This window comes from Methylobacterium sp. 2A (assembly GCF_009806555.1).
Classification (GTDB): Bacteria; Pseudomonadota; Alphaproteobacteria; order Rhizobiales; family Beijerinckiaceae; genus Methylobacterium.
This window is the reverse complement of sequence record NZ_VUOK01000034.1, coordinates 184,328-209,450: the sequence shown is the minus strand read 5'-3', so window position 1 is coordinate 209,450 and position 25,123 is coordinate 184,328. Positions and strand designations below refer to the sequence as shown.

General features: G+C 68.3%; 30 protein-coding genes. 14 read left to right on the top strand and 16 right to left on the bottom strand.

Features of this window, described 5'->3' with window-relative positions; genetic code table 11:
• Positions 1-51 precede the first annotated feature (51 nt).
• The 7 genes from FVE89_RS17275 to FVE89_RS17245 all read left to right on the top strand — a co-directional run bounded on the left by FVE89_RS17275 (position 52) and on the right by FVE89_RS17245 (position 5,093).
• A complete protein-coding gene (locus FVE89_RS17275; RefSeq protein WP_160535177.1) occupies positions 52-696 on the top strand; it encodes a DsbA family protein in 645 nt (214 codons plus the stop codon).
• A gap of 189 nt (positions 697-885) precedes the next feature.
• Positions 886-1,260, top strand: coding sequence for an AtpZ/AtpI family protein (locus tag FVE89_RS31225; protein WP_160535176.1), 375 nt, complete (start codon positions 886-888; stop codon positions 1,258-1,260).
• 71 nt (positions 1,261-1,331) lie between these two features.
• The gene (locus FVE89_RS17265) at positions 1,332-2,087 is read left to right on the top strand and encodes a F0F1 ATP synthase subunit A (protein ID WP_160535175.1); all 756 of its coding nucleotides are present in this window, start codon (positions 1,332-1,334) and stop codon (positions 2,085-2,087) included.
• Positions 2,088-2,154: 67 nt separating this feature from the next.
• A complete protein-coding gene (locus tag FVE89_RS17260) occupies positions 2,155-2,382 on the top strand; it encodes a F0F1 ATP synthase subunit C (protein ID WP_007566773.1) in 228 nt (75 codons plus the stop codon).
• Positions 2,383-2,500: 118 nt separating this feature from the next.
• Positions 2,501-3,079: a F0F1 ATP synthase subunit B' gene (locus tag FVE89_RS17255; RefSeq protein ID WP_160535174.1), complete on the top strand. Its 579-nt coding sequence runs from the start codon at positions 2,501-2,503 to the stop codon at positions 3,077-3,079.
• A gap of 17 nt (positions 3,080-3,096) precedes the next feature.
• Positions 3,097-3,582 carry an ATP F0F1 synthase subunit B gene (locus FVE89_RS17250; RefSeq protein WP_202130888.1) on the top strand — a complete coding sequence of 162 codons (486 nt, stop codon included), beginning with the start codon at positions 3,097-3,099 and terminating at the stop codon, positions 3,580-3,582.
• A gap of 230 nt (positions 3,583-3,812) precedes the next feature.
• A complete protein-coding gene (locus FVE89_RS17245; RefSeq protein ID WP_160535172.1) occupies positions 3,813-5,093 on the top strand; it encodes an NAD(P)/FAD-dependent oxidoreductase in 1,281 nt (426 codons plus the stop codon).
• 10 nt (positions 5,094-5,103) lie between these two features.
• On the opposite strand, the gene FVE89_RS17240 is transcribed toward FVE89_RS17245, so the two are convergent.
• Together FVE89_RS17240 and FVE89_RS17235 are read right to left on the bottom strand one after the other, a co-directional pair.
• Positions 5,104-5,973, bottom strand: coding sequence for a formate/nitrite transporter family protein (locus FVE89_RS17240; protein ID WP_160535171.1), 870 nt, complete (start codon positions 5,971-5,973; stop codon positions 5,104-5,106).
• 50 nt (positions 5,974-6,023) lie between these two features.
• Positions 6,024-6,764 carry a molybdopterin-binding protein gene (locus FVE89_RS17235; protein WP_160535170.1) on the bottom strand — a complete coding sequence of 247 codons (741 nt, stop codon included), beginning with the start codon at positions 6,762-6,764 and terminating at the stop codon, positions 6,024-6,026.
• Between the two features lie 77 nt (positions 6,765-6,841).
• Between FVE89_RS17235 and sfsA the strand changes: the two genes are divergently transcribed.
• Positions 6,842-7,558: a DNA/RNA nuclease SfsA gene (gene sfsA, locus FVE89_RS17230; RefSeq protein ID WP_160535169.1), complete on the top strand. Its 717-nt coding sequence runs from the start codon at positions 6,842-6,844 to the stop codon at positions 7,556-7,558.
• 72 nt (positions 7,559-7,630) lie between these two features.
• On the top strand, positions 7,631-8,230 hold the full coding sequence (locus FVE89_RS17225; RefSeq protein WP_160535168.1) for a Uma2 family endonuclease: 600 nt from the start codon (positions 7,631-7,633) through the stop codon (positions 8,228-8,230).
• A gap of 19 nt (positions 8,231-8,249) precedes the next feature.
• Here the strand turns inward: FVE89_RS17225 and FVE89_RS17220 are convergent, their stop codons facing one another.
• Positions 8,250-9,092 carry an FkbM family methyltransferase gene (locus FVE89_RS17220; protein WP_160535167.1) on the bottom strand — a complete coding sequence of 281 codons (843 nt, stop codon included), beginning with the start codon at positions 9,090-9,092 and terminating at the stop codon, positions 8,250-8,252.
• A 116-nt stretch (positions 9,093-9,208) separates the two neighbouring features.
• Between FVE89_RS17220 and FVE89_RS17215 the strand changes: the two genes are divergently transcribed.
• Positions 9,209-9,985, top strand: a complete 777-nt coding sequence (locus FVE89_RS17215; protein ID WP_160535166.1) for an alpha/beta hydrolase — start codon at positions 9,209-9,211, stop codon at positions 9,983-9,985.
• A gap of 4 nt (positions 9,986-9,989) precedes the next feature.
• Here FVE89_RS17215 and FVE89_RS17210 read toward each other — a convergent pair whose 3' ends face one another.
• The 5 genes from FVE89_RS17210 to FVE89_RS17190 all read right to left on the bottom strand — a co-directional run bounded on the left by FVE89_RS17210 (position 9,990) and on the right by FVE89_RS17190 (position 13,291).
• On the bottom strand, positions 9,990-10,751 hold the full coding sequence (locus FVE89_RS17210) for an ABC transporter permease (protein WP_160535217.1): 762 nt from the start codon (positions 10,749-10,751) through the stop codon (positions 9,990-9,992).
• 14 nt (positions 10,752-10,765) lie between these two features.
• A complete protein-coding gene (locus FVE89_RS17205; RefSeq protein ID WP_160535218.1) occupies positions 10,766-11,701 on the bottom strand; it encodes an ABC transporter ATP-binding protein in 936 nt (311 codons plus the stop codon).
• 154 nt (positions 11,702-11,855) lie between these two features.
• On the bottom strand, positions 11,856-12,110 hold the full coding sequence (locus FVE89_RS17200) for a hypothetical protein (RefSeq protein WP_160535165.1): 255 nt from the start codon (positions 12,108-12,110) through the stop codon (positions 11,856-11,858).
• Between the two features lie 219 nt (positions 12,111-12,329).
• Positions 12,330-12,641, bottom strand: a complete 312-nt coding sequence (locus tag FVE89_RS17195) for a hypothetical protein (protein ID WP_160535164.1) — start codon at positions 12,639-12,641, stop codon at positions 12,330-12,332.
• Between the two features lie 311 nt (positions 12,642-12,952).
• Positions 12,953-13,291, bottom strand: coding sequence for a hypothetical protein (locus FVE89_RS17190; protein ID WP_160535163.1), 339 nt, complete (start codon positions 13,289-13,291; stop codon positions 12,953-12,955).
• A 256-nt stretch (positions 13,292-13,547) separates the two neighbouring features.
• Between FVE89_RS17190 and FVE89_RS17185 the strand changes: the two genes are divergently transcribed.
• Complete coding sequence (locus FVE89_RS17185; protein ID WP_160535162.1) at positions 13,548-14,135, top strand: Uma2 family endonuclease; 588 nt, start codon at positions 13,548-13,550, stop codon at positions 14,133-14,135.
• Positions 14,136-14,143: 8 nt separating this feature from the next.
• Here FVE89_RS17185 and FVE89_RS17180 read toward each other — a convergent pair whose 3' ends face one another.
• From FVE89_RS17180 to FVE89_RS17150, 7 genes are all read right to left on the bottom strand, one after another.
• Complete coding sequence (locus FVE89_RS17180; protein WP_160535161.1) at positions 14,144-14,527, bottom strand: SUF system Fe-S cluster assembly protein; 384 nt, start codon at positions 14,525-14,527, stop codon at positions 14,144-14,146.
• A gap of 50 nt (positions 14,528-14,577) precedes the next feature.
• On the bottom strand, positions 14,578-15,822 hold the full coding sequence (locus FVE89_RS17175; protein ID WP_160535160.1) for a cysteine desulfurase: 1,245 nt from the start codon (positions 15,820-15,822) through the stop codon (positions 14,578-14,580).
• Between the two features lie 176 nt (positions 15,823-15,998).
• Positions 15,999-17,321, bottom strand: coding sequence for a SufD family Fe-S cluster assembly protein (locus tag FVE89_RS17170; RefSeq protein ID WP_160535159.1), 1,323 nt, complete (start codon positions 17,319-17,321; stop codon positions 15,999-16,001).
• Positions 17,322-17,324: 3 nt separating this feature from the next.
• Complete coding sequence (sufC, locus tag FVE89_RS17165) at positions 17,325-18,077, bottom strand: Fe-S cluster assembly ATPase SufC (protein ID WP_160535158.1); 753 nt, start codon at positions 18,075-18,077, stop codon at positions 17,325-17,327.
• 44 nt (positions 18,078-18,121) lie between these two features.
• Complete coding sequence (locus FVE89_RS17160) at positions 18,122-18,379, bottom strand: hypothetical protein (RefSeq protein ID WP_160535157.1); 258 nt, start codon at positions 18,377-18,379, stop codon at positions 18,122-18,124.
• A 10-nt stretch (positions 18,380-18,389) separates the two neighbouring features.
• A complete protein-coding gene (sufB, locus tag FVE89_RS17155) occupies positions 18,390-19,859 on the bottom strand; it encodes a Fe-S cluster assembly protein SufB (protein ID WP_160535156.1) in 1,470 nt (489 codons plus the stop codon).
• Positions 19,860-19,927: 68 nt separating this feature from the next.
• Positions 19,928-21,097: a cysteine desulfurase family protein gene (locus FVE89_RS17150; protein ID WP_160535155.1), complete on the bottom strand. Its 1,170-nt coding sequence runs from the start codon at positions 21,095-21,097 to the stop codon at positions 19,928-19,930.
• Positions 21,098-21,370: 273 nt separating this feature from the next.
• On the opposite strand from FVE89_RS17150, the gene FVE89_RS17145 reads away from it, so the two are divergent.
• The 3 genes from FVE89_RS17145 (at position 21,371) to FVE89_RS17135 (ending at position 23,853) form a co-directional block, all read left to right on the top strand.
• The gene (locus tag FVE89_RS17145; protein ID WP_160535154.1) at positions 21,371-22,027 is read left to right on the top strand and encodes an alpha/beta hydrolase; all 657 of its coding nucleotides are present in this window, start codon (positions 21,371-21,373) and stop codon (positions 22,025-22,027) included.
• Between the two features lie 88 nt (positions 22,028-22,115).
• Positions 22,116-22,502 (top strand): response regulator, encoded by a 387-nt coding sequence (locus tag FVE89_RS17140; RefSeq protein WP_160535153.1) that lies wholly within the window; start codon positions 22,116-22,118, stop codon positions 22,500-22,502.
• Between the two features lie 58 nt (positions 22,503-22,560).
• Positions 22,561-23,853: an O-acetylhomoserine aminocarboxypropyltransferase/cysteine synthase family protein gene (locus FVE89_RS17135; protein WP_160535152.1), complete on the top strand. Its 1,293-nt coding sequence runs from the start codon at positions 22,561-22,563 to the stop codon at positions 23,851-23,853.
• Between the two features lie 97 nt (positions 23,854-23,950).
• Here FVE89_RS17135 and FVE89_RS17130 read toward each other — a convergent pair whose 3' ends face one another.
• Positions 23,951-25,120, bottom strand: coding sequence for an acetyl-CoA acetyltransferase (locus tag FVE89_RS17130; protein ID WP_160535151.1), 1,170 nt, complete (start codon positions 25,118-25,120; stop codon positions 23,951-23,953).
• Positions 25,121-25,123: the final 3 nt, after the last annotated feature.

The following is a 25,123-nucleotide window of genomic DNA, read 5'->3' as shown; positions in this document are numbered from 1 at the left end:
CGAGTACCGGCATGCGACGCCAAACCTGATGTATTCGGCGGAGCCTGCCCGATGACGACGCGACGCGACGCTCTCAAGTTCTCCGGCCTCGCCCTCGGCGCCGGCCTCGCCCTGCCCTACCTGTCCCGCGGCGCCCAGGCGCAGAATGCCGAGATGGCCGCGCTGCTGCAGCCGGGCCCGCTCGGCGACGTCTGGCTCGGGCCGGCGGATGCCAAGTGCACGATCATCGAGTACGCCTCGATGACCTGCTCGCACTGCGCCGCCTTCCACCGCACCACCTGGCCGACGCTCAAGGAGCGGTACATCGACACCGGCAAGGTGCGGTTCACGCTGCGCGAGTTCCCCCTCGATCCGCTCGCCACCGCGGCCTTCATGCTGGCGCGCTGCGAGGGCGATTCCAAGTATTACCCGATCACCGACCTTCTGTTCGACCAGCAGCCGGCCTGGGCCTTCACGCCGAAGCCGGTGGATGCCCTTGAGCAGATGCTGCGGCAGGCCGGCTACACCAAGCAGACCTTCGAGGCCTGCCTGAAGGACCAGAAGGTCTACAGCGCCGTCAACGCCGTGAAGCAGCGCGGGCTCGACACGTTCAAGGTCGATTCCACGCCGACCTTCTTCATCAACGGCGAGCGCTATACCGGCGAGATGACGGTCGAGGGCATGGAGAAGGTGATCAAGCCGCTCATCGGTGCCTGAGCGTCCGGCCGCCGCTCGTGCGAAGCGCCACGCAGGAGAAGCGGCCGAGGCTGAAATACCATAGTAGTATCAATGGTTTGCCGTGTATGGGCTTTGCCTTGACACTCAAGATAGGCGAAACTATGGTGCGCCCGCTTGCTGGGGGCGTCCAGCTGGTTTCGGATCCTCCCGCCCTGTGAGTTTTGAGCCGTGAACGGCGACGACGCGAGGGACGGGAACGGGACCGAGGGGGCGCCGACGGACAGCGAACTCTCCGCGAGGCTCAGACGTCTCGAGACGCAGATCGAACGGAAGCGGCCGCAGGCTGCTGCCGATCCTTCCACGCGCCCTCGGACCAACGGGTCATCCTCGCTGGGTCAGGCCATGACGCTCTCGACCGAGTTCGTCGCCGGCGTGATCGCGGGGGGCATACTCGGCTGGATCGTCGATCATGTCTTCGGGACCAAACCCTGGGGCCTGATCGTCCTTCTGATGCTCGGGTTCGTCGCGGGGGTCTACAACGTGATGCGGGTGTCGGGTTTCTCCGGCGCGCGTCCGGAGCGGCGCGACCGGCAGGAGCCATAAGGCGCGCCGGTTGGTGACAATCGAGGCGGCCGGCCTGAGCCGGTGCGTCGGACAAGAAGGGCGGGAGCGGAATGGCGGTCACGATCGACCCGATCGAGCAGTTCGAGCTGAAGCCGCTCGTGTCGCTCGGCCATATCGGCCATCAGCAGCTCGCGTTCACCCAATCCGCCCTGTACATGTTCGCCGCCGTCGGCGTGATTGCGCTGATCACCATCGTGGCGACATCCTCGCGCTCGATCGTGCCGGGCCGGATGCAGTCGCTCGCCGAGATCTTCTACGAATTCATCGCCGATACGCTGCACCAGGCGACCGGCGACGGCGGCAAGCGCTTCATGCCGCTGGTCTTCTCCCTGTTCATGTTCGTGCTGATCCTGAACCTGTTCGGGATGATCCCCTACGCCTTCGCGGTGACGAGCCACCTGATCGTCACCTTCGGACTCGCCGCGCTGGTGATCTCCACCGTGGTGATCTTCGGCGTGATGAAGCACGGGACCCACTTCTTCGGCCTGTTCGTGCCGTCGGGCGTGCCGAAGCCGCTCTTGGCGATTCTGGTGCCGATCGAGATCATCTCGTTCATCTCGCGCCCGATCAGCCTGTCGGTCCGTCTCTTCGCCAACATGCTGGCCGGCCACATCGCGATGAAGATCTTCGCGTTCTTCGTGGTCCAGCTTCTTCTCGCGGGCGCCTGGAGCGTGCTATCGCCGCTCCCGCTGTTCCTGACGATCGCGCTGACCGCTCTCGAGTTCCTCGTTGCGGCGCTTCAGGCCTACGTCTTCGCGACGCTGACGGCGATCTACCTCAACGACGCCCTTCACCCCGGCCACTAATCCGGCCGGCTCCACCCGCCGCAAACGTCAAAGCACGTTTCGATCTGAAGAGACCTCAGGAGTTATCATGGATCCCGTCGCTGCGAAGTACATCGGCGCCGGCCTCGCCTGCCTCGGCATGGCGGGTGCGGGCATCGGCCTCGGCAACCTGTTCGGTCAGTTCCTCGCCGGCGCCCTTCGCAACCCGTCCGCCGCCGACGGGCAGCGCGCCACCCTGCTCCTGGGCTTCGCCCTCACCGAGGCGCTCGGCATCTTCTCGCTGCTGATCGCGCTGCTGCTGCTCTTCGCCGTCTGATCGGCGCTGGAGGCCACCGCCTCCCGGTCAATCGGTGGGCGCTCCGTGACGGGGCGCCCGCCTTCGTCCGTCACCGCCCCGCGGTGGCCTCAGCGAACGGTGTCAGTGTAGCGGTCCCATGGCGCAGCCCAATCCCCTCACCACGCCGCCTCCGGGCGCCGACACGCAGATCGTGCCGGGCCATGTCGAGCATCCGGAAGCGCATACCGGCGCCTTCCCGCCCTTCGAGAGCTCCGGCTTCCTGGCGCAGCTGATCTGGCTCGCCCTGGCCTTCGGCCTCCTCTACTATCTGATGGACAAGATCGCGCTGCCGCGCATCCAGTCGATCCTGCACGCCCGCGCCGAGCGGCTGCGCGCGGACCTCGATCAGGCGCAGGCGATGAAGGCCGAGGCCGATGCCGCGGGCGTCGCCTTCGAGACCGCCCTGCGTGACGCCCAGGGCAAGGCGCGCGACATCGCGCAGACCACCCGGAACGAACTGGCCGCCGAGGCTGAGACCAAGCGCAAGGCGCTCGAGGAAGAGCTGAACGGCAAGCTCGCCGCCTCCGAGGCGACGATCCGCCAGCGGACCGAGGCCGCCATGGGCAATGTCCGCTCCATCGCGGGCGAGGCGGCTTCAGCGATCGTCGAGCGCCTGACGGGTCAGGCCCCCGACCGGGCCACCCTCGACCGCGCCCTCGACGCCACCGCACACTAGACGGGACCCCAACGATGCTGCTCGAAGCCGAATTCTGGGTCGCCGTCGCGTTCGTGATCTTCATGGCCATCGCCTGGAAGGTCGGCGGCTTCTCGGCGATGACCAAGGGCCTGGACGGCCGCGCCAAGCGCGTGCGCAGCGAACTCGACGAGGCCAAGCGCCTGCGTGAGGAGGCGGCCGCCGTGCTGGCCGACTACAAGCGCCGCCGCGCCGAGGCCGAGAAGGAGGCCGAGGCGATCGTCGCCAGCGCCCGCGAGGAGGCCCAGCGGGCCGCCGAGGAGGGTCACCGCAAGCTCGACGACTTCCTGGCTCGCCGCACCAAGGCCGCCGAAACCAAGATCGCCCAGGCCGAGGCCCAGGCCGAGGCCCAGGTCCGCGCCGCCGCCGCCGAGGCTGCCGTGAAGGTGTCGGAGACGATCCTGCGCGAGCGCATGCAGGGCGAGGCCGCGCAGGGCCTGATCCGCGCGAGCCTCGGCGAGGTCCGGACCCGCCTGCGCTCCTGATCCTTCCCGACACCGCATCGAAAAGCCGCCTCCGGGCGGCTTTTTTCATGTTCGGCCGCCCCGTCATCGCGAGCGCAGCGAAGCGACCCGGAGGGCGGCTCGACCTGGATCCGCGTGGCGCTGCTAGATTGCTTCGTTACGCTCGCAAAGATGCGCTGCATCCGTGTTCGCGGCGGCGAACGACGATGCCCTGACAGACGTTCCCGACGCGGAGTGGGCATGGGGACGGCATGGCAAGGGCAGCGCGGATCGTGATCGTCGGCGGCGGGGTCGCCGGCATTGAGGTGGCCACGAGCCTCGGACGCGGCGGCCGCGCCGATGTGGTCCTCGCCGACCGCAGCCTGTCCCACGTCTGGAAGCCGATGCTGCACACCTTCGCGGCCGGTACCGCCCGGGCCGACCGGCAGAAGGTCGATTTTTTCGCGCAAGGGTGCCGCAACGGCTTCCGATTCCAGCCGGGCGCCCTGGCGGGAGTCGATCGCGACGCCAAGCGCGTGACGCTCGCCGTCGAAGCCGCCGAGGGACGGCCGGAGATCGACCTCGCCTATGACCTGTTGATTCTCGCCATCGGCAGCCGGGCCAACGATTTCGGCACGCCGGGCGTCGCCGAGCACTGCCTCACCATCGATGACCTGACCGAGGCCGAGCATTTTCACGAGCAGCTCCGGTGCCATCTCCTGGCGCGGCTCGATCGCGGCGGCACGCTGGAGATCGCGATCGTGGGTGGGGGCGCGACCGGCGTCGAACTCGCCGCCGAGTTGAAGCACGCGATCGATCTGCTCTCGGCCTACGGCTCGCCGGACCTGCCGCAGCGCCTGCGCCTCACCCTGATCGAGAGCGGGCCGCGCCTGCTTCCTGCCTTCCCGGAGCGGGTCTCGCGCGCCGCGGCCCGTACCCTGTCGGACCTCGCCGTCGCGGTGAAGACCGGCGCGATGGTGACTGCGGCCGACGCGACGGGTTTCACCCTGAAGGATGGGAGCCGCATCGCCGCCGGCCTGAAGGTCTGGGCGGCCGGCGTGAAGGCGCCGGACGTGCTCGCCGGCCTCGACGGGCTGGAGCGGTCACGGACCGGGCAGCTCGTCGTCGGCCCGGACCTGCGCACGACCCGCGATCCGGCGATCATCGCGCTCGGCGACTGCGCCGGCCTCGCCGATCCGCAGAGCGGCAAGACGGTCCCGGCGACGGCCCAGGCCGCGCGGCAGCAGGCGCAGCACCTCGTCCGCCATCTCGGGCAGGCGCTGGCCGGCGGCGACGCGGTGGCCGCCCGACTCCCCCCGTTCCATTACGTCGAGAAGGGCGCCCTCGTCTCGCTGGCCGATTTCAACGGCTGGGGAACGCTGGGCCGCTACACCTTCGGCGGCGGCCGGCTGAACGGGCTCTCCGCCCGGCTGACCCACGACCTGCTGTACCGCCAGCACCAGATCGGCCTGTTGGGGCCCGTGCGCGGGACCATAACGTGGCTGCTCGACGATCTCGATCACCTGATCAGCCCGCCGGTGCGGCTCGATTGAGCGGCCTGCCTCAATCCGGCCGCTCACCCTCGACTGCCTTGGTCTCTTCCACCTCGGGCGCGACCTGCCCGTAATTGAGCACCGCCACCAGGGCGGCGCCGCCGAAGGTGTTGCCGAGCAGCGTGGGCAGGAAGAACTTCTGGCCGTAATCGCTCATCGAGGCGGCGCCCGTGACCACGAGGTAGAAGGCCTCCACCGAGCCGGCCACGATATGCGCGAGGCTGCAGAGCGCGACCAGCCACGTCATCAGCAGGATCACGAAGGGCGCGGCGCTGGCGGTGGCGGGCAGGAACCACACCATCAGGGCGATCATCCAGCCGGCGAAGACCGCCTTCACGAACGTCGCCCAGAAGTCGTGCGCGATGGCGTCGTGGCTGATCTCCGCGAAGGCCTTGAGCACCGGCGGCTCGAAGGCGCCCGAATGGGCCACCACCGCGGCGATGGCGAGCGTCCCCAGGATGTTGCCGGACAGGACGATCGCCCAGAGCCGGACGACCCGGACCGCCGTCTTCACCGAGCGATCGTGCAGAAGGGGCAGGACCGGCGTGATCGTATTCTCGGTAAAGAGCTGCTGCCGCCCGAGGACCACGACCAGGAACCCGACCGCGTAGCCCATCGAGCTCACGATCTTCGCCCAATCGGTCTCCGGCAGGTGGCTGCGCAGGACGCCCGGCACGATCAGCGACAGGGCGATGCTCAACCCCGCCGCGAAGGCCGAGAGGAACAGCGCGAGGCCGTGGCGCCGCAGTTCCTCGTCGCCTTCCAGGCGGATGACCTCGTGCAGCACATAGGCATCCGGCCGGCCGATCTCGGAGACCTCCTTCAACAACTCGTCGCGGCGGGCCTCCGGATCGGCCCGCTTGTCCTTGTCCCGAACCATCCGCCCAACTCCGCTACGCAACCCATTCCCGTCGGGTGTCAGACGATCGATCAGGCTGACAGCCGCGCCAGCAGCGCTTCGACGGCGCTGCGTGCCTCGGCGAGCGCCTCGGGATCCCGGCTGCGCACCACGATCCGATTGCGAAAACCCTCCGGCGTCATCGCCGGATAGGATCCGATCGAGACCTTCGGCCGCTCCTTGGCGATCGCGCCGAGGTCGCCGGCGTAAGTGCCTTCCGGCAGGCCCTTCGCCTCGATCGTCTCGGAGAGCATCGCCGCACCGCCCTTCAAGGTCGGGGCGATCGAATCGAGCATGGCCTGCATGATGCTGGGCACGCCGGCCATCACGTGGACGTTGCCGATCCGGAAGCCCGGCGCCTTCGAGACCGGGTTGGCGATCAGGTCGGCGCCGAAGGGGATCCGGGCCATGCGCAGGCGCGCCTCGTTCAGGTCCTCCGGCTTGTGCCGCTCCAGCAGCATGGCCCGGGCGCGCTCGTCGACGTCGATCCCGACCCCGAAGGCCCGGGCGACGCAATCCGCCGTGATGTCGTCGTGGGTCGGGCCGATCCCGCCGGTGGTGAACAGGTAGGTGTAGCGGGCGCGCAGGGCGTTCACCGCCTCGACGATCATATCGGGCTCGTCCGGCACGATCCGCACCTCGCGCAGATCGATCCCGGCCGCGGTGAGGAAATCCGCGATGGTGCCGATGTTCTTGTCCTTGGTGCGACCCGAGAGGATCTCATCGCCGATCACGAGGATGGCGGCGGTGACGGATTCGGAGGGCTGGTCCATGGGTCTCTGGCGTCGGGTGGTTCGCGCGGGCAGATAGCGCGACACGCTCGCCCGACTACGACAATGCCGAGGATGCCATGCAGTTCGCCGCGCCGCTCCTGCCGGGACGGCTGGTCCGACGCTACAAGCGTTTCCTGGCCGATATCGAGACCGCGGAGGGGCTCGTCACCGCGCATTGCCCCAATCCGGGGGCGATGCTCGGCCTGAACACGCCGGGCGCGCGGGTGCTGCTCTCCCGTTCGGCCAACCCGACCCGCAAGCTGCCGCTGACCTGGGAACTGGTCGAAGCGGATCTCCCCGGCGGTGCGCAATGGGTCGGCCTCAACACCCTGCGCCCGAATGCCCTGGTGGCGGAGGCTTTTCGCGACGGTGCGATCCCGGCGCTCGCCGGATACGACGTGCTGAAGCCGGAGGTCCGCTACGCGCAGGCGAGCCGGGTCGATTTCGTGGCGAGCGGTAGCGGCAGTGAGGGTCCATGCCACGTCGAGGTCAAGAACTGCCACCTGATGCGCCGGGCCGGCCTCGCGGAATTTCCGGACTGCACGGCCGCCCGTAGCGCCCGTCACATGCGCGACCTCGCCCAGGTGGTCGCCGAAGGCGGAAGGGCGCTGGTCGTCATCGTCGTGCAGATGCACGCGGAGGCGTTCGACGTCGCCCGCGACATCGATCCGGCCTTCGACCGGGCGTTTCGCGAGGCGCGGGCCGCGGGCGTGGCGGTGCGCGCCTATCGCTGCGCGGTCGAGCCGGCGGGCGTTGCGATCGTGGGGGAAATCCCGGTGGTGACGCCGCCGTGACCCGATTCTTGGCTCGTTCCCCGCGGATATGTTAGCACGGAGGCGGAATCGCCGCGGATCCGAGCAAGCCCGATGGCCGACGCTGCACAGCTCGAGAATCGTCTCTACGATGTCGCCGCATTCCGCGCCTTCCTCGACGCGCGCCCGGCCGACGAGCGATGGGAACTGATCGAGGGCCTTGCGGTGCAATCGGCCGCCCCACGGATCGCGCATCAGCGGATCGCAAGCAATTTTGAGCGGCATCTGAATGCAGTACTCCGCCGCCTTCGGCCCGCATGGCGCGCCGATCGGGAGGTCGGCATCGAGGTGTTCGATGCCTCCCGCTATCGGCCGGAGCCCGAGGTGACGGTCATCGATGCGGTGACCGACACGGAACGGACTTTTGCGGATCGCTTCTACCTCGTGATGGAAGTGCCGTCGGCAAGCGACCGCGGCAGGATCCTTGAGGCGAAACTCGGCTTTTACCGCGCGCACCCGCACAACCGTTTCATCGTGATCGCCGATCAGGACCGGCTGGCGGCGACGCTGCACGAGAGGGGCGCGGCCGGATCCTGGGCGTCGATGACCCTGACCGGGCCGGACGATGCGCTGGTGCTCGGCGACCTCGGCCCCATCTGCGCGCTCGCCGACATCTACGCCGACACGCATCTCGACTCGCGCCGCTGGGCCTGATCGGCCGCGGCACGACCTGTCACGCCGTCCTGACGGCGGGGCGCTCGAACATCAAATTCAGCCGGGTGCGTGCGATCTCGCGATAGCCATAGCTCTCCAGGTGCTTCGGCAGATCGATCTGCCACTGGCCGGTGCCGTTCTCGATCAGCAGGATGCGCGGCAGGAGCGCATCCGGAGCCTCGCGCAGGAACGGCTCCAGGATCAGGTCCTCGGCGCCTTCCACGTCGAGCTTGACCGCGTCCACCCGCGTCAGGCCCTCGCTGCGCAGCAGATCCATCAGCGTCACGGCCGGGACGATGATCCGGGCACCCTCGTTGGTGCCGACGATGCGCAGGCTCGATTCGCCCCTGTTGCGGGGATCGATGAACAGGGTCAGCTCGCCGGCCTTGTCGGCCACCGCGCAGGCGACCGCCTTGACCGTGTGGAACGGGTTCTGGGCGATGTTGTAGCTCAGGCGGTTGAACACATCGGGCTGCGGTTCCACCGCAACGATCCGGGCCGCGGGGCCCGAGAAGGCGGCCACGCACAGGGCATAGGCGCCGATATTGGCACCGATGTCGAGGAAGACGCAGTCCTTCGGCAGGCGTTCCTGAAGAAGCGCGCGCTCTTCGGGATCGAAGAATTGCGGCGTGAACAGCACCTTCTTCTCACAATTGTTGTTGTACGGGTGCAGCCGCATCCGCGCCCCGTATCGGGTGACATCGAGGGGCTTGCCCCCGAGTTGCGAGATCGCGATCCGGCGCAGGAACAGGGCGAGGCGCCGCCCGTACCAGGATCCGGCCGGGATCCGGTTCGTGCGGCGGGTGATCGCCGCCACCAGACCGGTGGGTTCGTATGTGCCGTAGGGCTGCGTGTCCGTCATGACCGGCGCGGTTTGCCAGCCGATGCCCCAAGGGGCAAGCCAATCGCGATGCGTTGCCCCGGCGAGCCCGCGTGGTCTAAGCGATGGCGGAGCGTGAGGAGCATGGGTTGCCCGGCATGGAATCCTTCAAGTCCGACGGTGTGCGGATATCCTATATCGACGTCCCGCCGGCGGCAGGGGACAGTCAGTCGGCGGGCAAGCCGATCCTGCTGATCCACGGCTTCGCGTCGAACCATGCAGTCAACTGGGTCAACACCCAGTGGGTGAAGGCGCTGACCCAGGCCGGCTACCGGGTGATCGCCCTGGACAATCGCGGCCACGGTGAGAGCGAGAAGCTTTACGATCCGGCCGCCTACAGCTCCGAGGCGATGGCCGGCGACGCGATCCGGCTGCTCGACCATCTCGGCATCGAGCGCGCCCACGTGATGGGCTACTCGATGGGCGGGCGGATCACGGCCCACATCGCCCTGGATCACGCCGACCGGGTGCGTTCCGCGCTGATCGGCGGCCTCGGCATGCACCTCGTCGAAGGCAAGGGGCTGCCCTCGGGCATCGCCGAGGCGCTCGAGGCGCCGGCCGGGACGCCCGCGCCGAACCCGACGGCCGCAGCCTTCCGCATCTTCGCCGAGCAGACGCGGAGCGATCTGCGGGCGCTCGCCGCCTGCATGCGCGGCTCCCGCCAGACGCTCAGCCGTGCGGAACTCGGACAGATCGAGGTGCCGGTGCTGGTCTCGGTCGGGACTCTCGATACGGTGGCGGGGTCCGGGCCGGCGCTCGCCGCCCTGATCCCGGATGCGCGGGCGCTCGAGATCGAGGGCAAGGACCACTCCACCGCGGTCGGCGCCAAGCCGCACCGGGATGGCGTGCTGGCCTTCCTGGCGGCGCAACCGTGAGGTCTCAGCTCTTCAGCCGGTAGCCCGTCCGGAAGATGTAGGTCACGAGGCCGAGGCAGATCACGAGACACAGCGCGGTCATCCCGAGGCTGATCGCGATGTTCACGTCCGCCTTGCCGAAGAACGCCCAGCGGAAGCCGCTGATCAGATACACGACCGGGTTGAGCAGGCTCACCGCGTGCCAGAACGGCGGCAGCATGCCGATGGCGTAGAAGCTGCCGCCCAGGAAGGTCAGCGGCGTGACCACGAGGAGCGGGACGAGCTGCAGCTTCTCGAACCCGTCCGCCCACAATCCGATCACGAAGCCGAACAGGCTGAAGGTCACGGCGGTGAGCAGCAGGAAGCCGATCATCCAGAAGGGATGGTCGATCCGCAACGGCACGAACAAAGCCGAGGTCGCCAGGATGATCAGGCCGATCAGGATCGACTTGGAGGCCGCCGCGCCGACGAAGCCCAGCACCACCTCCAGGGGCGAGATCGGTGCCGAGAGAATCTCGTAGATCGTGCCGGCGAAGCGCGGGAAGTAGATGCCGAACGAGGCGTTGGAGATGCTCTGGGTCAGCAGCGAGAGCATGATCAGCCCGGGCACGATGAACAGCCCGTAGGGAACGCCGTCGACCGCCGAGACCCGCGAGCCGATCGCGGCGCCGAACACCACGAAGTACAAAGTGGTCGAGATCACCGGAGCCAGGATGCTCTGCCCGGCGGTGCGCCAGAACCGGCCCATCTCGAACCGGTAGATCGCCCGGACCGCCGGCCAGTTCATGGTCATGGCGCTGCTCATGCCCGTGCTCCGTCCTCGCGCACGAGGCCCACGAAGATGTCCTCCAGCGAGCTCTGCTCGGTGTGGAGGTCGTTGAACCGGATGCCCGAAGCGGCGAGCCCGGTGAGCAGGCCGGTGATGCCGGTGCGCTCGGCCCGTGTGTCGTAGGTATAGACCAGCTCGCGCCCGTCGCCGGCCAAGGCCAGCCCGTAATCCTCGAGCTCCGGCGGAACCGCCGTGATCGGCTGCTGGAGATGCAGGGTGAGCTGCTTGCGCCCGAGCTTGCGCATCAGCGCGGCCTTCTCCTCCACCAGGATGATCTCGCCCCGGCGGATCACGCCGATGCGGTCGGCCATCTCCTCGGCTTCCTCGATGTAGTGGGTGGTGAGGATGACGGTGACGCCCTGCTGGCGCAAAGCGCGCACGAGGCGCCACATGTCCTGGCGCAGCTCCACGTCGACGCCCGCGGTCGGCTCGTCGAGGAACAGCACGCGCGGCTCGTGCGACAGGGCCTTGGCGATCAGCACCCGGCGCTTCATCCCGCCCGAGAGGGTCATCAGCCGGCTGTCGCGCTTGTCCCAGAGGGAGAGCGCCCGCAGGATCCGCTCGATATGGCCGGGATCCGGCCGCAGCCCGAACAGGCCGCGGGAGAAGCTCACCGTGTTCAGCACCGTCTCGAACGCGTCGGTGGTGAGTTCCTGCGGCACGAGCCCGATGGTCCGGCGCGCGGCCCGGTAGTCCCTGGCGATGTCGTGGCCGTCGACCAGGACCGTGCCGGAACTCGGCGTGACGATGCCGCAGACGATGTTGATCAGGGTCGATTTGCCGGCTCCGTTCGGGCCGAGCAGCGCGAAGATCTCCCCGGGCTCGATGGCGAGGTCGATGCCGCGCAGGGCCGTGAAGCCGGACGTGTAGGTCTTCGAGAGCTGCGAGATGGATATGATCGGCATCAGAGCCTGAAGGGAGCGAGAGCAAGCCCGGGCCGGCGGTGAGCACCGGCTGCGCTACGGTAAGCGACGGGCGCCGCTGGGACGGGCCTATAGCACGCTGCGCGCCCGGTCTGGACCGAACCTGTGTGCGCCGGCGCACGGCCGGGCATGCGGGCCTTTACAGGCTGCCGAACCGCTCGACGAGCGCGAGGCATTCCTTGCGCCGATCCGGGTCATCGATCCGCGCGAAGGCCGCCAGGAGCGCCGCGCATTCCGAGGCCGCCGGCCCGCGGGGCATCGCCTTCGCGTCCCCCCTGCCGTGGAAGGTCGAGACGGGAATCTGCAACGCCTCTGCAATCTGTCCAAGCAGTCGCACCCGCTCGTCGGCGGAGGATGTGTCGGTCCCGGGATCGAATACCCCTGCGTCCGTCATGATACGTTCAACACCAACCCTCGATCGGACGCACGCGCCGACGCCCGGCGCGACCATCCACATATTCGCGGGCGGTGCAACCTACCGTTAGGTGTCGAATCCCGCGAAAAACAGCGGAGTTGGGGTGATGGGGGCCGCGCGCAGGATGAGCCGACCCCTCGGGGCCGAACAATTCAGTCATCGACCGACTGCGCGCGGCGCCGATCAATCAAAATCAGTTCATTCCGCTCGCCGCAGCGTGATGAGCGCCGCGAGACCGATCAGGGTTCCCGCCCCGAGGAACCTGCGCCAGGGATTCACCCCCCGGATCAGTTCATCGAGGGCCCACCACGCGAGAGCAAGGTCGGCGCCGAGGGACAACCACTGGGCCAAGGGCGGGTTCACCCGGGCGGCCCATGCGCCCAGGGAGAGGCCACCGAACAGCCAGAGCGGCAGATTGGGCCATTGCGCGACGGTCAGCGCACCGGTGGTGCGATCCCGAAACAGCCAATCGACCATCCTGGCGGAGACGCCGGTCCGATCCTGGTCCATGGCCCCGATCTCCCTGGGAGAATGCGCCGGTGCTCCGCCGCACCGCCGGGCCGCGTCTGCCAGGGTACAACGCCTTGACGGGTCGGGCGCGGCCTTAACGGTCGACTAACCTTACTGAATGGAACGCGCTCGTAACTCCCTAACGGAAGCTGAAAGGACTCGCGGAAATTCCGTTAATGCGTTGGTAATGCGTGGGCCAAGCGGCGATGCGGCCGCCCTTCTGAGAGGAAAGACCATGAGCGCCCGTCTCGAAGATCTGAAGTTCATGCTGACGCTCAGCGCCGTCGTGCTCTTCGGCAGCGGCCTCGACATCATCCTGCGCTGATCGGCAGGGCGTGTTCGGTGTGGAACCGCTGGCCGCCGCGCGCAATGGCGCGCCGAAGGGCGGCACGGGCCGCCGACTCGCAGGCCGGCTCTGCGCGACCGGTCTCTTCCGCATAGGGGATCGTGGTGACACGGGATCCGAAGACGGTTCGGCGATGTGAGCCGGTCGTATCGGATGCGGTGGAAATGCTCTGGCCGGACCGGAGAAAACTCCGCAACTCGGCGGCCTTCGCCTCCCGTTCGGCCCGGAGTTTCACAAGAGCGAGCGCGAGACCGATCAGCCCTGCAGCCTCCAGCAAGGCTGCAATCACGTAGCCCGAAGCCATCCAATTTCACCGAGCATTCTGACGGGGAGACCGCGCGGCAGCGGCCAGTCCCGATCTGCGCCCGCATGGTTAGCGCGCCCTTAACGGCTCCGGAGATCGCCACAATCCGCTGTGCGGAGCTTCAGGCGCCGTCGCAGCGAGGGCCGGCCCGCCGCGATCGAACCTTGTCCCGAGGCCGAGGCACGATATCGTTCCGCGAACGCGTCCTGCGATCCCGAGCATCAGCCCGACGATCGGACGCCGATGAGCCGAAGCCATGGCCGACCCCGCATTGCGGCGCATGACGCCGGAGGAATTCTTCGCGTGGCAACTCGGTCAGGACGGGCTCTACGAGCTCGTCGATGGCGTGCCGGTGCCGCACGTCAAGATGATGACCGGGGCGAGTGCCCAGCACGATCGGGTCACCGTCAACATCATCGCGACCCTGCATCAGCAGCTCCGGGGCACGGGCTGCCGTCCGACCACCGACGACATCGCCCTGCGGACGAGCAGCGCGACGCTCCGGCGTCCGGATGTCACGGTGGAATGCGGCGAACTCGTGCGCGACAGCTATGAGAGCCGCGCGCCCCGCCTCGTGGTGGAGGTTCTGTCACCGTCCACCAGCAGCGTCGACCGGTTCCGCAAGCTCGACGAGTACCGGCGGCACCCGACCCTACGCGGCATCCTGCCGGTAGAGACCCGGTTTTCGAGCGTGCTGCTGTACCGCCGCACGGGTGAGGCCTGGGAGGCGGAGTCCTATGAGGCTGTGACCGAGATCATCGATCTGCCCGTGATCGGCGCGCGCCTCGCACTCGCCGACATCTATGAGGCAATCGCCTTCGAGCCCGGGTGCAGCGCGCCCTGAGCTGCCGGCTACCACATGTCGAGGGCGACGCGGGCCTCGTCCGACATGCGGCTCTGATCCCACGGCGGATCGAACACCATGGTCACCGAACAGGACTGGACGCCCGGCACGGCGCTCACCGCGTTCTCGACCCAGCCGGGCATCTCGCCCGCCACGGGGCAGCCCGGGGCCGTCAGCGTCATGTCGATCGCGACCTTCCGGTCGTCGCCGATATCGACCTTGTAGATCAGCCCGAGCTCGTAGATGTCGGCCGGGATCTCGGGATCGTAGACGGTCTTGAGCGCCGCCACGATGTCATCGGTCAGGCGGTCCAGCTCTGCCTGCGGGATCGCGGAGTCGCCGGCGACTTCGGGGGCGTTCATGCCGCCCGTGATGGTGGCGTCGGTGGTCATCGCTTCACTCTCCCCAGGCCCGCGTGGGCAGGCCCAGCCTCATCCCAGTATCAGGTGAACAGCATTTCTGCCTTGGCGAGCGCTTCGGCAAGGGCATCGATCTCGGCCGTCGTGTTGTACAGGCCGAACGAGGCGCGGCAGGTCGAGGTGACGCCGAAGCGGTTGAGCAGCGGCATGGCGCAATGGGTCCCGGCCCGCACCGCCACGCCCTGGCGGTCGATCACGGTCGCGATGTCGTGGGCATGCGCCCCCTTCATCTCGAACGCGATCACGCCGCCCTTGCCCGGCGCCGTGCCGATCAGGCGCAGGGCGTTCATCGCGCCGAGCCGCTCCTGCGCGTAGGCGGTGAGCTTCGCCTCGTGGGCGGCGATCGCGTCGCGCCCGAGAGTCATCATGTATTCGAGCGCCGCCCCGAGACCCACCGCCTCGATGATCGCCGGGGTGCCGGCCTCGAACTTGTGCGGCGGGTCGTTGTAGGTGATCGCACCCTCGCTCACGGTGCGGATCATCTCGCCGCCGCCCTGATAGGGGGGCAGCCGGTCCAGCCATTCCTTCTTGCCGTAGAGCACGCCGATCCCGGTCGGGCCGTAGACCTTGTGGCCAGTGAAGACGAAGAAGTCGCAATCGAGGGCGCGGACATCGACGGGCGTGTGGACCGCACTTTGGGCACCGTCGAGCAGGACCGGCACACCGTGGGCGTGGGCGATGCGCACGATCTCGGCGGCGGGCGTCACCGTGCCGAGCACGTTCGACATGTGGGTGATCGCCACCATCTTGGTGCGGGCTGAGAACAGCTTCTCGTACTCTTCGACCAGGAAGTTCCCCTCGTCGTCCACCGGCGCCCACTTGATCACGGCGCCGCGGCGCTCGCGCAGGAAGTGCCAGGGCACGATGTTGGAATGGTGCTCCATGATCGAGAGGATGATCTCGTCCCCCTCCCCGATCAGCCCGCCCCAGCCCATCGACGAGGCCACGAGGTTGTAGGCCTCGGTGGCGTTGCGGGTGAAGATGATCTCGTCGGTCGAGGCGGCGTTGAGGAACTGGCGCGTGGTCTCGCGTGCGCCCTCGAAGCCCTCGGTCGCGGCATTCGCCATATAGTGCAGGCCGCGATGGACGTTGGCGTAGCCGGTCTCCATGCAGGAGACCATGGCGTCGATCACGTGGCGCGGCTTCTGCGCCGAGGCGGCGTTGTCGAGGTAAACGAGCTTTTTGCCGTAGACCTGCTGGCCCAGGATCGGGAAATCCTTCCGGATCTCCTCGACGTCGTAGGTGGGGGTGAGGACGGGTGCGGTCATCGCTTTTCACTCACGGAGCGCCCCCCTTGCGGAAGGACGGAATTCCCTCCCCCTTGTGGGGAGGGGCTAGGGGTGGGGGTGGTGCAGGATCGAGCGTCCCGGTGCCGTCTGAACCACCCCCACCTCCGTCTCTTCCCCGCAAGGGGGAGGAGAGGGTGCGTCGCGAATGAAGGCCGCTAGCCCCGCGCCTTCAGCCAAGCCTCGATCTCGCCGATCAGGGCGTCACGCGCGCCCTCATGCGTGACCGTTTCCACCGCCTCGCCCACGAAGGCCTGGACCAGCAGGCTCTCGGCGGTCGCACGCGGCAGGCCGCGGGCCATCAGGTAGAACAGAAGATCCTCGTCCGGCGCGCCGCAGGTGGCGCCGTGGCCGCAGGCGACGTCGTCGGCGAAGATCTCCAGCTCCGGCTTGTTCATCATCTGCCCCTCATCGGTGAGGAGGAGGCAGTCGGACTTCATCTTGCCGTCGGTCTTCTGCGCGACCTGACGGACGATGATCTTGCCCTGGAACACGCCGGTGGCGTCGCCGTCGATCACCGTCTTGAACTGCTCGCGACCGACGCCGCCGACCGCAGCGTGGTCGGCGAGCAGCGTCGAGTCGGCGAGCTGGCCCTTGCGCAGCATGGCGGCGCCGTTGACCACGACGTTGGTGTCTTCGCCCGCGACGTGGACGTAGATCTGGTGCCGCGACAGCACGGCCCCGGTCACGAGGTTCACGGTCTCGACCTGACCCTCGGCCTCGACCTTCAGCGACAGGGTCGAGAGCGCAATGGCGGCATCGCCCTCCTTGTTCAGGCGGGCGTGCCGGAAGGCGGCCTTGGGGCCGACCACCACGTCGAGGGCGTCGTTCGGCTGGCAGGTGAGGCCGTCCGGACCTTCGTGGCTCTCCAGCAGGCTGAGCTCCGCGCCCTCACCGAGCTGGACCAGCACGCGGGTCGCCGTGGAGAACGGCGTGTCGCCGGTGCCGACGAAGCGCAGGTGAATCGGCTGCTCCGGCTTCGCACCCGGAGCGACCCGGATGACTGCACCGTCCGCCAGGAAGGCGGTGTTGAGCTGATAGACCGGATTCTCCCGGGCCTGGGGCACGGGGGCGAGCTGCTTCAGGGCGTCGTCACCCTGGCTCAGCGCATCGTTGAGCGGGACCACGCAGATGCCGGCCGGGATCTTGTCGAGGTCCGACAATTCGCGGACGAGATGGCCGTTCACGAAGGTCAGGCGCGCGGCCTCGAGGCCTGAAAAACCCTTCGCTTGCGCAACGGCTGCCTTGGCCGCGTCGAGGCTCGGCGCCTCGGCAGGCGGCGCGGCTTCGGAGATCGCGGCGCGCAAGTCCGTATACTTGAACGCCTCGACCCGGCGGCTCGGCAGCCCGGTCGCCTCGAAGAAGCGGAACGCCTCCTCGCGGGCGATCGCCGTCTCGCTGGCGAAGCTCTTCCGGGCCGTCTCGAACAGCTTCGACAGGCCGGCCTCGGCGGGGGAGCGGAGGTTGGTGACGTCGGCCATGGCTCAGGCGGCCTCGCTGGTGCGGTACTCGGCGTAGCCGGAGGCTTCGAGCTCCAGGGCGAGTTCCTTGCCGCCGGTCTTCACGATCCGGCCCTTGGACATGACGTGCACCACGTCCGGCACGATGTGGTTCAGCAGGCGCTGGTAGTGGGTGATGACGAGGAACGAGCGGCCCTTGTCGCGCAGCGCGTTCACGCCCTCGGAGACGATGCGCAGGGCATCGATGTCGAGGCCGGAATCGGTCTCGTCGAGCACGCAGAACTTCGGCTCCAGCAGCGCCATCTGGAGGATCTCCATGCGCTTCTTCTCGCCGCCGGAGAAACCGACGTTCAGGGCACGCTTGAGCATGTCCTTGTTGATCTCCAGCCGGTCCGCGGCCGCGTTGACCGCGCGGATGAAGTCGGGGGTCGAGATCTCGCCCTCGCCGCGGGCCTTGCGCTGGGCGTTGAGGCAGGCCTTGAGGAAGGTCATCGTGCCGACGCCGGGGATCTCCAGCGGGTACTGGAAGGCCAGGAACACGCCGGCCGCGGCGCGCTCGTCCGCCTCCATCTCCAGCAGGTTGTGACCGTCGAGCAGGATCTCGCCGTCGAGGACCTCGTAGTCCTGCTTGCCGGCGATGACGTAGGAGAGCGTCGACTTGCCCGAGCCGTTCGGGCCCATGATGGCGGCGACCTCGCCGTCCTTCACGGTGAGGTCGAGGCCGTTGAGGATGCGGTTGTCCTCAATCTGGACGACGAGGTTCTTGATTTCCAGCATGTTTCGGTAGTCCCAAACTTCCACGTCTTGAGCGGCCGAAGCCGTCAAAGGAATTTCTGAAGGGCCGCAATGACGGCGACGGCCGCGCCCACGATGGCGCCGATCTTCACTGTCATGCGCAGTTCGAGTTCGCGTAGCGAAGACTCAAGATCCTTCTTCAGCTCCGCGAGATCCGCTTTGGTTGCGGTATCGGCAAGGATCATGTCCCGCGCGAGTTCCGCATGCGCCACGGCCTGTTCGCGTCCGACACCGACCTGTTCCAGCCGCTGCGTGAACTTGAGGGTATCGAACGCATAGGTCATGGCCGTCGGCTCAGCCCACCGAGCCTTCCAGGCTGATCGAGATCAGCTTCTGCGCCTCGACGGCGAACTCCATGGGCAGCTGCTGCAGCACGTCCCGGACGAAGCCGTTGACGATGAGCGCGGTCGCCTCCTCCTCGGAGAGGCCGCGCTGCTGGCAGTAGAACTTCTGCTCCTCGGAGATCTTCGAGGTCGTCGCCTCGTGCTCGAACACCGCCGAGGCGTTCTTCGACTCGATGTAGGGCACCGTGTGCGCGCCGCACTGGTCGCCGATCAGCAAAGAGTCGCAGTTCGTGAAGTTGCGCGCGCCCTTGGCCTTCTTGTGGGCCGAGACGAGGCCCCGGTAGGTATTCTGCGAGCGGCCGGCCGAGATGCCCTTGGAAATGATCCGGCTGGTCGTGTTCCGTCCCAAATGAATCATCTTGGTGCCGGAATCGACCTGCTGCATGCCGTTCGACACCGCGATCGAGTAGAACTCGCCGCGGGAATCGTCGCCGCGCAGGATGCAGGACGGGTACTTCCACGTGATCGCCGAGCCGGTCTCGACCTGCGTCCACGAGATCTTCGAGCGGGCGCCGCGGCAATCGCCACGCTTCGTCACGAAGTTGTAGATGCCACCCTTGCCCTCGTTGTCGCCCGGGTACCAGTTCTGGACCGTCGAGTACTTGATCTCGGCATCCTCAAGGGCGACGAGCTCGACCACGGCGGCGTGGAGCTGATTGTCGTCGCGCTTCGGGGCGGTGCAGCCCTCGAGATACGAGACGTAGGAGCCCTTGTCGGCGATGATCAGCGTGCGCTCGAACTGCCCGGTGTCGCGCTCGTTGATGCGGAAATAGGTCGACAGCTCCATCGGGCAGCGCACGCCCGGCGGGATGTAGACGAACGACCCGTCCGAGAAGACAGCCGAATTCAGCGTCGCGAAGAAGTTGTCGGTCACCGGCACGACCGAGCCGAGGTACTTCTGCACCAGTTCGGGATGCTCGCGCACGGCCTCGGAAATCGGCATGAAGATCACGCCGGCCTTCTCCAGCTCCTTCTTGAAGGTGGTGGCGACCGAGACCGAGTCGAACACCGCATCGACCGCGACGCGGCGCTCCGGGGCGATGCCTTCCAGCACCTCCACCTCACGCAGCGGGATGCCGAGCTTCTCGTAGGTCTTCAGGATCTCGGGATCGATCTCGTCGAGCGATTCCGGGCTCTGCCGCTTCGGGGCGGCGTAGTAGTAGATGTCGTTGTAATCGACCTTGTCGTACGAGACCCGCGCCCAATCCGGCTCCCTCATGGTCAGCCAGCGCCGGTAGGCGTCGAGGCGCCATTCCAGCAGCCACGCGGGCTCGTCCTTCTTGGCCGAGATGAAGCGGATGACATCCTCGGAGATGCCCTTCTCGGACTTCTCCATCTCGATCGTGGTCTCGAACCCGTACTTGTACTGGTCGAGGTCGATCGAGCGGACCCGATCGATGGTTTCCTGCACGGCAGGCATCAGCGTCTCCTGGGCATCTCCGGCGTCAAGGGCCGGGAAGCGTCTGTCGGAAAGCGGGGGTGCGGCGCTCAGGCCGCCTGGCCTCGCCGTCTATATAGGGTCTGCAAGACCCGTTCGAAGGCGTCGAGGAAGCATGCCACCTCCTCGTCCACCGTGTTCCAGCCGAGGCTGACGCGCAGCGCCCCCCCGGCGAGGTCCGCGTCCACGCCCATCGCGGCCAGCGTCGCCGAGCGCGCGACCTTGCCCGACGAGCAGGCCGAACCCGACGACACCGCCACGCCGGCGAGGTCGAGGGCGATCACGGCCGCCGGGGCGTCGAGCCCCGGGACCGAGAAATGCAGGGTGTTGGGCAAGCGCGGCGCCCCGGCCGCGAAGATCACGGCATCGGGTGCCCGCGCCCGCACGCCCTGTTCGATCCGGTCGCGCAGGGCGGACAGTCGCGCCTGCTCCCCATCCAGCGCGGCACGGGCGGCCCGGGCCGCCTCGCCCATGCCGACGATGGCCGGCAGGCATTCGGTGCCGCAGCGCTGCCGCCGCTCCTGGCCGCCGCCCCGCAGGAACGCGCTGTCCAGGCTGACGTCGTCGGCCAGCACCAGGGCGCCGACGCCCTTCGGCGCCGCGAACTTGTGGCCCGACAGGGTGAGCGCGTCGAGGCCGAGCGCCGCCATGTCGAGGGGGATCTTGCCGGCCGCCTGCACCGCGTCGCTGTGCACCAGCGCGCGACCATGCCCCCGCGCCAGGGCCGCCACCTCGGAAAGCGGCTGCACGGCGCCGGTCTCGTTGTTGGCGGCGTGGACCGAGAGCAGCACGGTCTCGTCCGCCAGGGTGGCGAGGCGGGCCTCCAGGGCGGCGAGGTCGATGACACCGTCACCGCTCACCGGCAGCCGATCCACGGCCGCGTCCGGGAACCGGTGGCCCGCCGCGACGCAGGGATGCTCGGTCGCGGAGTGAAGGAGACGGGTCGGAGCCGGCAGGCCCCGGCCGCGCAGCTCGCCCGACAGGACCGCGTTCGCCGCCTCGGTCCCGCCGCTGGTGAAGATCACCTGTTCCGGCCGGGCGCCCACCAGGGCGGCGACCTCGACGCGGGCGGCCTCCAGGGCGGCCCGGGCGGCGCGCCCCTCCGCGTGGATCGAGGACGGATTGCCGGGGAGCAGCAGCGCACGCGTTACCGCGTCCGCGACGGTCGGGCGGACTGGCGCGGTGGCGTTGTAATCGAGATAGGCGCGTGCCCGGCTCATCGGCGTTCCGTGCGATCCTTGTCTGCGGCGCCCCACAATTCCTTGCCTTCCGACCGGTCCGACGTGCTAAGGGCCGCCGATTGATCGAGGCCCGCCGACCGGCAGGATCGGCTCAGGCAGCCCGTGCGACGCATCGAGCGGCCTTTTTTAGAACAATTCTAATCGCCTAGAACTGTTCTAAGACCGCTTTTATGGTGCTCCCGCATTGAGTCAAGGCTGCCTGCGCTCGGCGCCGCGGGCGCGGTAGGCGAATGCGAAAGTGAGTAGCGAATCATGCCCGAAGTCATCTTCACCGGCCCCGCCGGCCGCCTGGAAGGCCGCTATCAGGCCCCCAAGAAGCGCGGCGCGCCCATCGCGATCATCCTGCACCCGCACCCGCAGTTCGGGGGCACGATGAACAATCAGATTGTGTACAATCTTTTCTACACCTTCGCCAATCGCGGCTTCGCAGCCCTGCGTTTCAATTTCCGCGGGGTCGGGCGCAGCCAGGGCTCATTCGATCACGGTTCGGGCGAGCTGTCGGATGCCGCGGCGGCCCTGGACTGGGTGCAGTCGGTCAACCCGGAGGCGAAGTCCTGCTGGATCGCGGGCGTGTCGTTCGGCTCGTGGATCGGCATGCAGCTGCTGATGCGCCGCCCCGAGATCGAGGGCTTCATCTCGATCGCCGCGATGGCCAACCGCTTCGACTTCACCTTCCTGGCGCCCTGCCCGTCCTCCGGCCTGTTCGTGCACGGCTCCGAGGACCGGGTCGCTCCGGCCCGCGAGGTCATGCCGGTCATCGAGAAGGTGAAGGTGCAGAAGGGCGTCGTCATCGAGCATCAGGTGGTCGAGGGCGCCAACCACTTCTTCGACGGCAAGGTCGAGGAGCTGACGCAGACGGTGGACACCTACCTCGACAAGCGCCTCGGCAAGCGCGAGGAGGCAGCCTGACGCAGTGCTGCCCTGCTGCCTTGACGGGGAACGTCCCGGGGGAATAGGGCGCGGGCATCGCAATCCACGACGCACCTCCGCAGGTCTGATGTCAGAAAGCCCGTCCGACCCTCCCGTGGTGCTCCTGGTCGAAGATGACGGTCTCCTTCTCATGGAGGCCGCCGACACCCTGGCGGATGCGGGCTTCACGGTGGTGGAGGCGAGCCACGCCGACAAGGCGCTGAAGGTGCTGGAGAACCGCGACGATGTCGGTGTCCTGATGACCGACGTCGACATGCCGCAGGGTTCGATGGACGGCTTCGCCCTCGCCCGGCTGGTGGCGCATCGCTGGCCGGCGATCCCCGTCCTGGTGGTCTCCGGCATGGGCACGCCCGGTCCGAACGACATGCCGGAGGGGGCCCGGTTCATCCCAAAGCCCTACGAGCCGACCACCCTGGTCCGGACGCTCCGCGCCTTCATCCAGCGCGCGGCCTGACGCGCCGGTCCGTCCGGGCTCACCGAGGATCCAGGCCCCGAACCGCCGACCGAGAGCCATGACGGATACGACGCGACAGCACCGTTTCGCGACCCGGGCGATCCATGCCGGTGCCGCACCGGACCCGGCCACCGGCGCGCGGGTCCAGCCGATCTACTTCACGAACGGCTTCGTCTTCGACTCGACCGAGCAGGCCGCCGACATCTTCGCGGGCCGCCGCACCGGCTTCTCGTACTCCCGCGGCTCGAACCCGACGGTGGCCGCGCTGGAGCGCCGCATCGCCGACCTGGAGGGCGCGAAGGCAGGGGTGGCGGTCGCCTCCGGGCAATCCGCCATGCAGCTGGTCCTGATGACGCTGATGAAGAGCGGCGACGCCTATGTCGCGTCTCCGCGCCTGTTCGGCGGGTCGCTCGGCCTGATGCGCCGCCTCGACGGGCGCTACGACCTGAAGCCCCGCTTCGCCCGCGGCATGGCCCCGGAGGATTTCGAGGCGGCGCTCACGCCGGATTGCCGGGCCATCTTCTGCGAGTCGATCGTGAATCCCTGCGCCTCGGTGGTGGACATCGAGGGGATCGCCGCGGTGGCCCGCCGCCATGGTTTGCCGCTCGTCGTGGACAACACCCTGGCGTCGCCGGCGCTGATCCGGCCGATCGAGCACGGCGCCGACATCGTCTGGCACTCCACCTCGAAATTCCTGAGCGGCTCCGGCCAGACCATCGGCGGCGTGATCTGCGATGCCGGCACCTTCGATTGGGCGAAGGCCGGGGGCTACAACCTGATCACCGAGCCCTGGCCGGACTACGACGATCTGGTGCTGACCCAGGCCTTCCCGGAGACGCCCTTCGCGGCAGCCTGCCGGTTCTTCGGCCTGCGCGACCTCGGCCCCGGCCTGTCGCCGATGAACGCCTTCCTGACGCTGATGGGGATCGAGACCCTGCCGCTGCGGATGGAGCGGCACTGCGCCAATGCCCGGGCCGTGGCAGCCTTCCTCAAGGAGCACCCGGCGGTGGAATGGGTGAGCTACCCGCTGCTGCCCGGCCAGCCCGGGGAGGAACTGGCGCGCCGCTACGCGCCGGACGGGCCGGGCTCGATCTTCACCTTCGCGCTCAAGGGCGGCGAGCCGGCGGCGTTGAAGTTCATCGCCGGGCTGGAGCTGATCTCGCACCTCGTGAACATCGGCGAGATCAAGTCGCTGGCAATCCACCCGTCCTCGACCACGCACCGTCAATTGCCGGAGCACGAGAAGGCGGCGGCGCTGGTGGGACCGGAGACCGTCCGGCTGTCGATCGGGCTGGAGAACGAGGCGGATCTGATCGCGGACCTGAAGCAGGCGCTGGATAAGCTCGACTGAGGAGAGGCGTCAGCGGTCATGCTGTGCGCGAGTGAGTCGCGATGCTCCCCCTCCCCCGCAGAGGGGGGAGGGAGAGAGGCGGGCGCGTCGGTCTAAATCAGCGCCGCCGCTCCAGGACCGACACGTAATTGGCCACCGCCGCGCCGCCCATGTTGAAGATCCCGGCGAGCTCGGCACCCGGCACCTGCATCTCCCCCGCCTCGCCCATCAGCTGCAGGCAGGCCATCACGTGCATCGACACGCCGGTGGCCCCCACGGGATGCCCCTTGGCCTTCAGCCCGCCGGACGGGTTGATCGGCAGCCGCCCGCCCTTCTCGGCCAGACCCTCGCGCACCACGCGATACCCCTCGCCCGGGGCTGCGAGGCCCATCGCCTCGTACTCGATCAGCTCGGCGATGGTGAAGCAGTCGTGGGTCTCCACGAACGACAGGTCCTCGTTGCCGATGCCGGCCTGCGCCCGCGCCTTGTCCCAGGCCATCCGCGCGCCCTTGAATTCCGTCGGGTCGCGGCGGGAGAGCGGCAGGATGTCGTTGACATGGGCCCGGGCGCGGAAACCGATCGCCCGCTCCAGCCCCTCGGCGGTCTCGGCATCGGCCACCACGAGCGCCGCCGCCCCGTCCGAGATCAGCGAGCAGTCCGTGCGCCGCAGGGGGGCGGCCACGTAGGGGTTCTTGTCAGAGACCCGGTTGCAGAAGTCGAAGCCGAGATCCTTGCGCAGCTGCGCGTAGGGGTTGGCGACGCCGTTCCGGTGGTTCTTGGCGGCGATCCGGGCCAGCTCCTCGCTGCGGTCGCCATAGCGCTGGAAGTAGCCCGCCGCGATCCGCCCGAACACGCCCGCGAAGCCGCCCTCGATCTCGGCCTCCTCCTTCCGGTAGGAGGCGCCGAGCAGGATGTCGCCGGTCTCGGCCACCGTCTTGGCCGTCATCTTCTCGGCCCCGATCACCAGGGCGATGCGGCCCCGGCCGCTGTCCACGAAGTCGAGGGCCGCGTAGAGCGCCGCCGAGCCGGTGGCGCAGGCATTCTCCAGATGGGTCGCCGGCGCGTGGGCGAGGCCCGGCCGGTTCACGGCGACGAGGGACCCCTCGAAACCCTGCTTCGAGAAGCCGGTGTTCATGGAGCCGACGTAGAGGCCGTCGACCTGCGCGTCCTCCACGCCGGCATGGGCCAGCGCCTCGCCGGTCACCCGAGCGATCAGCCCCTCGACATCCGGCTCCTCCAGCTTGCCGAAGGGGGTATGGGCCCAGCCCACGATACAGGCGCGCGTCATCCG

Coding starts and splice junctions, on each gene's coding strand:
- FVE89_RS17275 (WP_160535177.1), top strand. CDS start 52: ATGACGACGCGACGCGACGCTCTCAAGTTCTCCGGCCTCGCCCTCGGC.
- FVE89_RS17265 (WP_160535175.1), top strand. CDS start 1,332: ATGGCGGTCACGATCGACCCGATCGAGCAGTTCGAGCTGAAGCCGCTC.
- FVE89_RS17260 (WP_007566773.1), top strand. CDS start 2,155: ATGGATCCCGTCGCTGCGAAGTACATCGGCGCCGGCCTCGCCTGCCTC.
- FVE89_RS17255 (WP_160535174.1), top strand. CDS start 2,501: ATGGCGCAGCCCAATCCCCTCACCACGCCGCCTCCGGGCGCCGACACG.
- FVE89_RS17245 (WP_160535172.1), top strand. CDS start 3,813: ATGGCAAGGGCAGCGCGGATCGTGATCGTCGGCGGCGGGGTCGCCGGC.
- FVE89_RS17240 (WP_160535171.1), bottom strand. CDS start 5,973: ATGGTTCGGGACAAGGACAAGCGGGCCGATCCGGAGGCCCGCCGCGAC.
- FVE89_RS17235 (WP_160535170.1), bottom strand. CDS start 6,764: ATGGACCAGCCCTCCGAATCCGTCACCGCCGCCATCCTCGTGATCGGC.
- sfsA (WP_160535169.1), top strand. CDS start 6,842: ATGCAGTTCGCCGCGCCGCTCCTGCCGGGACGGCTGGTCCGACGCTAC.
- FVE89_RS17225 (WP_160535168.1), top strand. CDS start 7,631: ATGGCCGACGCTGCACAGCTCGAGAATCGTCTCTACGATGTCGCCGCA.
- FVE89_RS17220 (WP_160535167.1), bottom strand. CDS start 9,092: ATGACGGACACGCAGCCCTACGGCACATACGAACCCACCGGTCTGGTG.
- FVE89_RS17215 (WP_160535166.1), top strand. CDS start 9,209: ATGGAATCCTTCAAGTCCGACGGTGTGCGGATATCCTATATCGACGTC.
- FVE89_RS17210 (WP_160535217.1), bottom strand. CDS start 10,751: ATGAACTGGCCGGCGGTCCGGGCGATCTACCGGTTCGAGATGGGCCGG.
- FVE89_RS17200 (WP_160535165.1), bottom strand. CDS start 12,110: ATGACGGACGCAGGGGTATTCGATCCCGGGACCGACACATCCTCCGCC.
- FVE89_RS17195 (WP_160535164.1), bottom strand. CDS start 12,641: ATGGACCAGGATCGGACCGGCGTCTCCGCCAGGATGGTCGATTGGCTG.
- FVE89_RS17190 (WP_160535163.1), bottom strand. CDS start 13,291: ATGGCTTCGGGCTACGTGATTGCAGCCTTGCTGGAGGCTGCAGGGCTG.
- FVE89_RS17185 (WP_160535162.1), top strand. CDS start 13,548: ATGGCCGACCCCGCATTGCGGCGCATGACGCCGGAGGAATTCTTCGCG.
- FVE89_RS17180 (WP_160535161.1), bottom strand. CDS start 14,527: ATGACCACCGACGCCACCATCACGGGCGGCATGAACGCCCCCGAAGTC.
- FVE89_RS17175 (WP_160535160.1), bottom strand. CDS start 15,822: ATGACCGCACCCGTCCTCACCCCCACCTACGACGTCGAGGAGATCCGG.
- FVE89_RS17170 (WP_160535159.1), bottom strand. CDS start 17,321: ATGGCCGACGTCACCAACCTCCGCTCCCCCGCCGAGGCCGGCCTGTCG.
- sufC (WP_160535158.1), bottom strand. CDS start 18,077: ATGCTGGAAATCAAGAACCTCGTCGTCCAGATTGAGGACAACCGCATC.
- FVE89_RS17160 (WP_160535157.1), bottom strand. CDS start 18,379: ATGACCTATGCGTTCGATACCCTCAAGTTCACGCAGCGGCTGGAACAG.
- sufB (WP_160535156.1), bottom strand. CDS start 19,859: ATGCCTGCCGTGCAGGAAACCATCGATCGGGTCCGCTCGATCGACCTC.
- FVE89_RS17150 (WP_160535155.1), bottom strand. CDS start 21,097: ATGAGCCGGGCACGCGCCTATCTCGATTACAACGCCACCGCGCCAGTC.
- FVE89_RS17145 (WP_160535154.1), top strand. CDS start 21,371: ATGCCCGAAGTCATCTTCACCGGCCCCGCCGGCCGCCTGGAAGGCCGC.
- FVE89_RS17140 (WP_160535153.1), top strand. CDS start 22,116: ATGTCAGAAAGCCCGTCCGACCCTCCCGTGGTGCTCCTGGTCGAAGAT.
- FVE89_RS17135 (WP_160535152.1), top strand. CDS start 22,561: ATGACGGATACGACGCGACAGCACCGTTTCGCGACCCGGGCGATCCAT.
- FVE89_RS17130 (WP_160535151.1), bottom strand. CDS start 25,120: ATGACGCGCGCCTGTATCGTGGGCTGGGCCCATACCCCCTTCGGCAAG.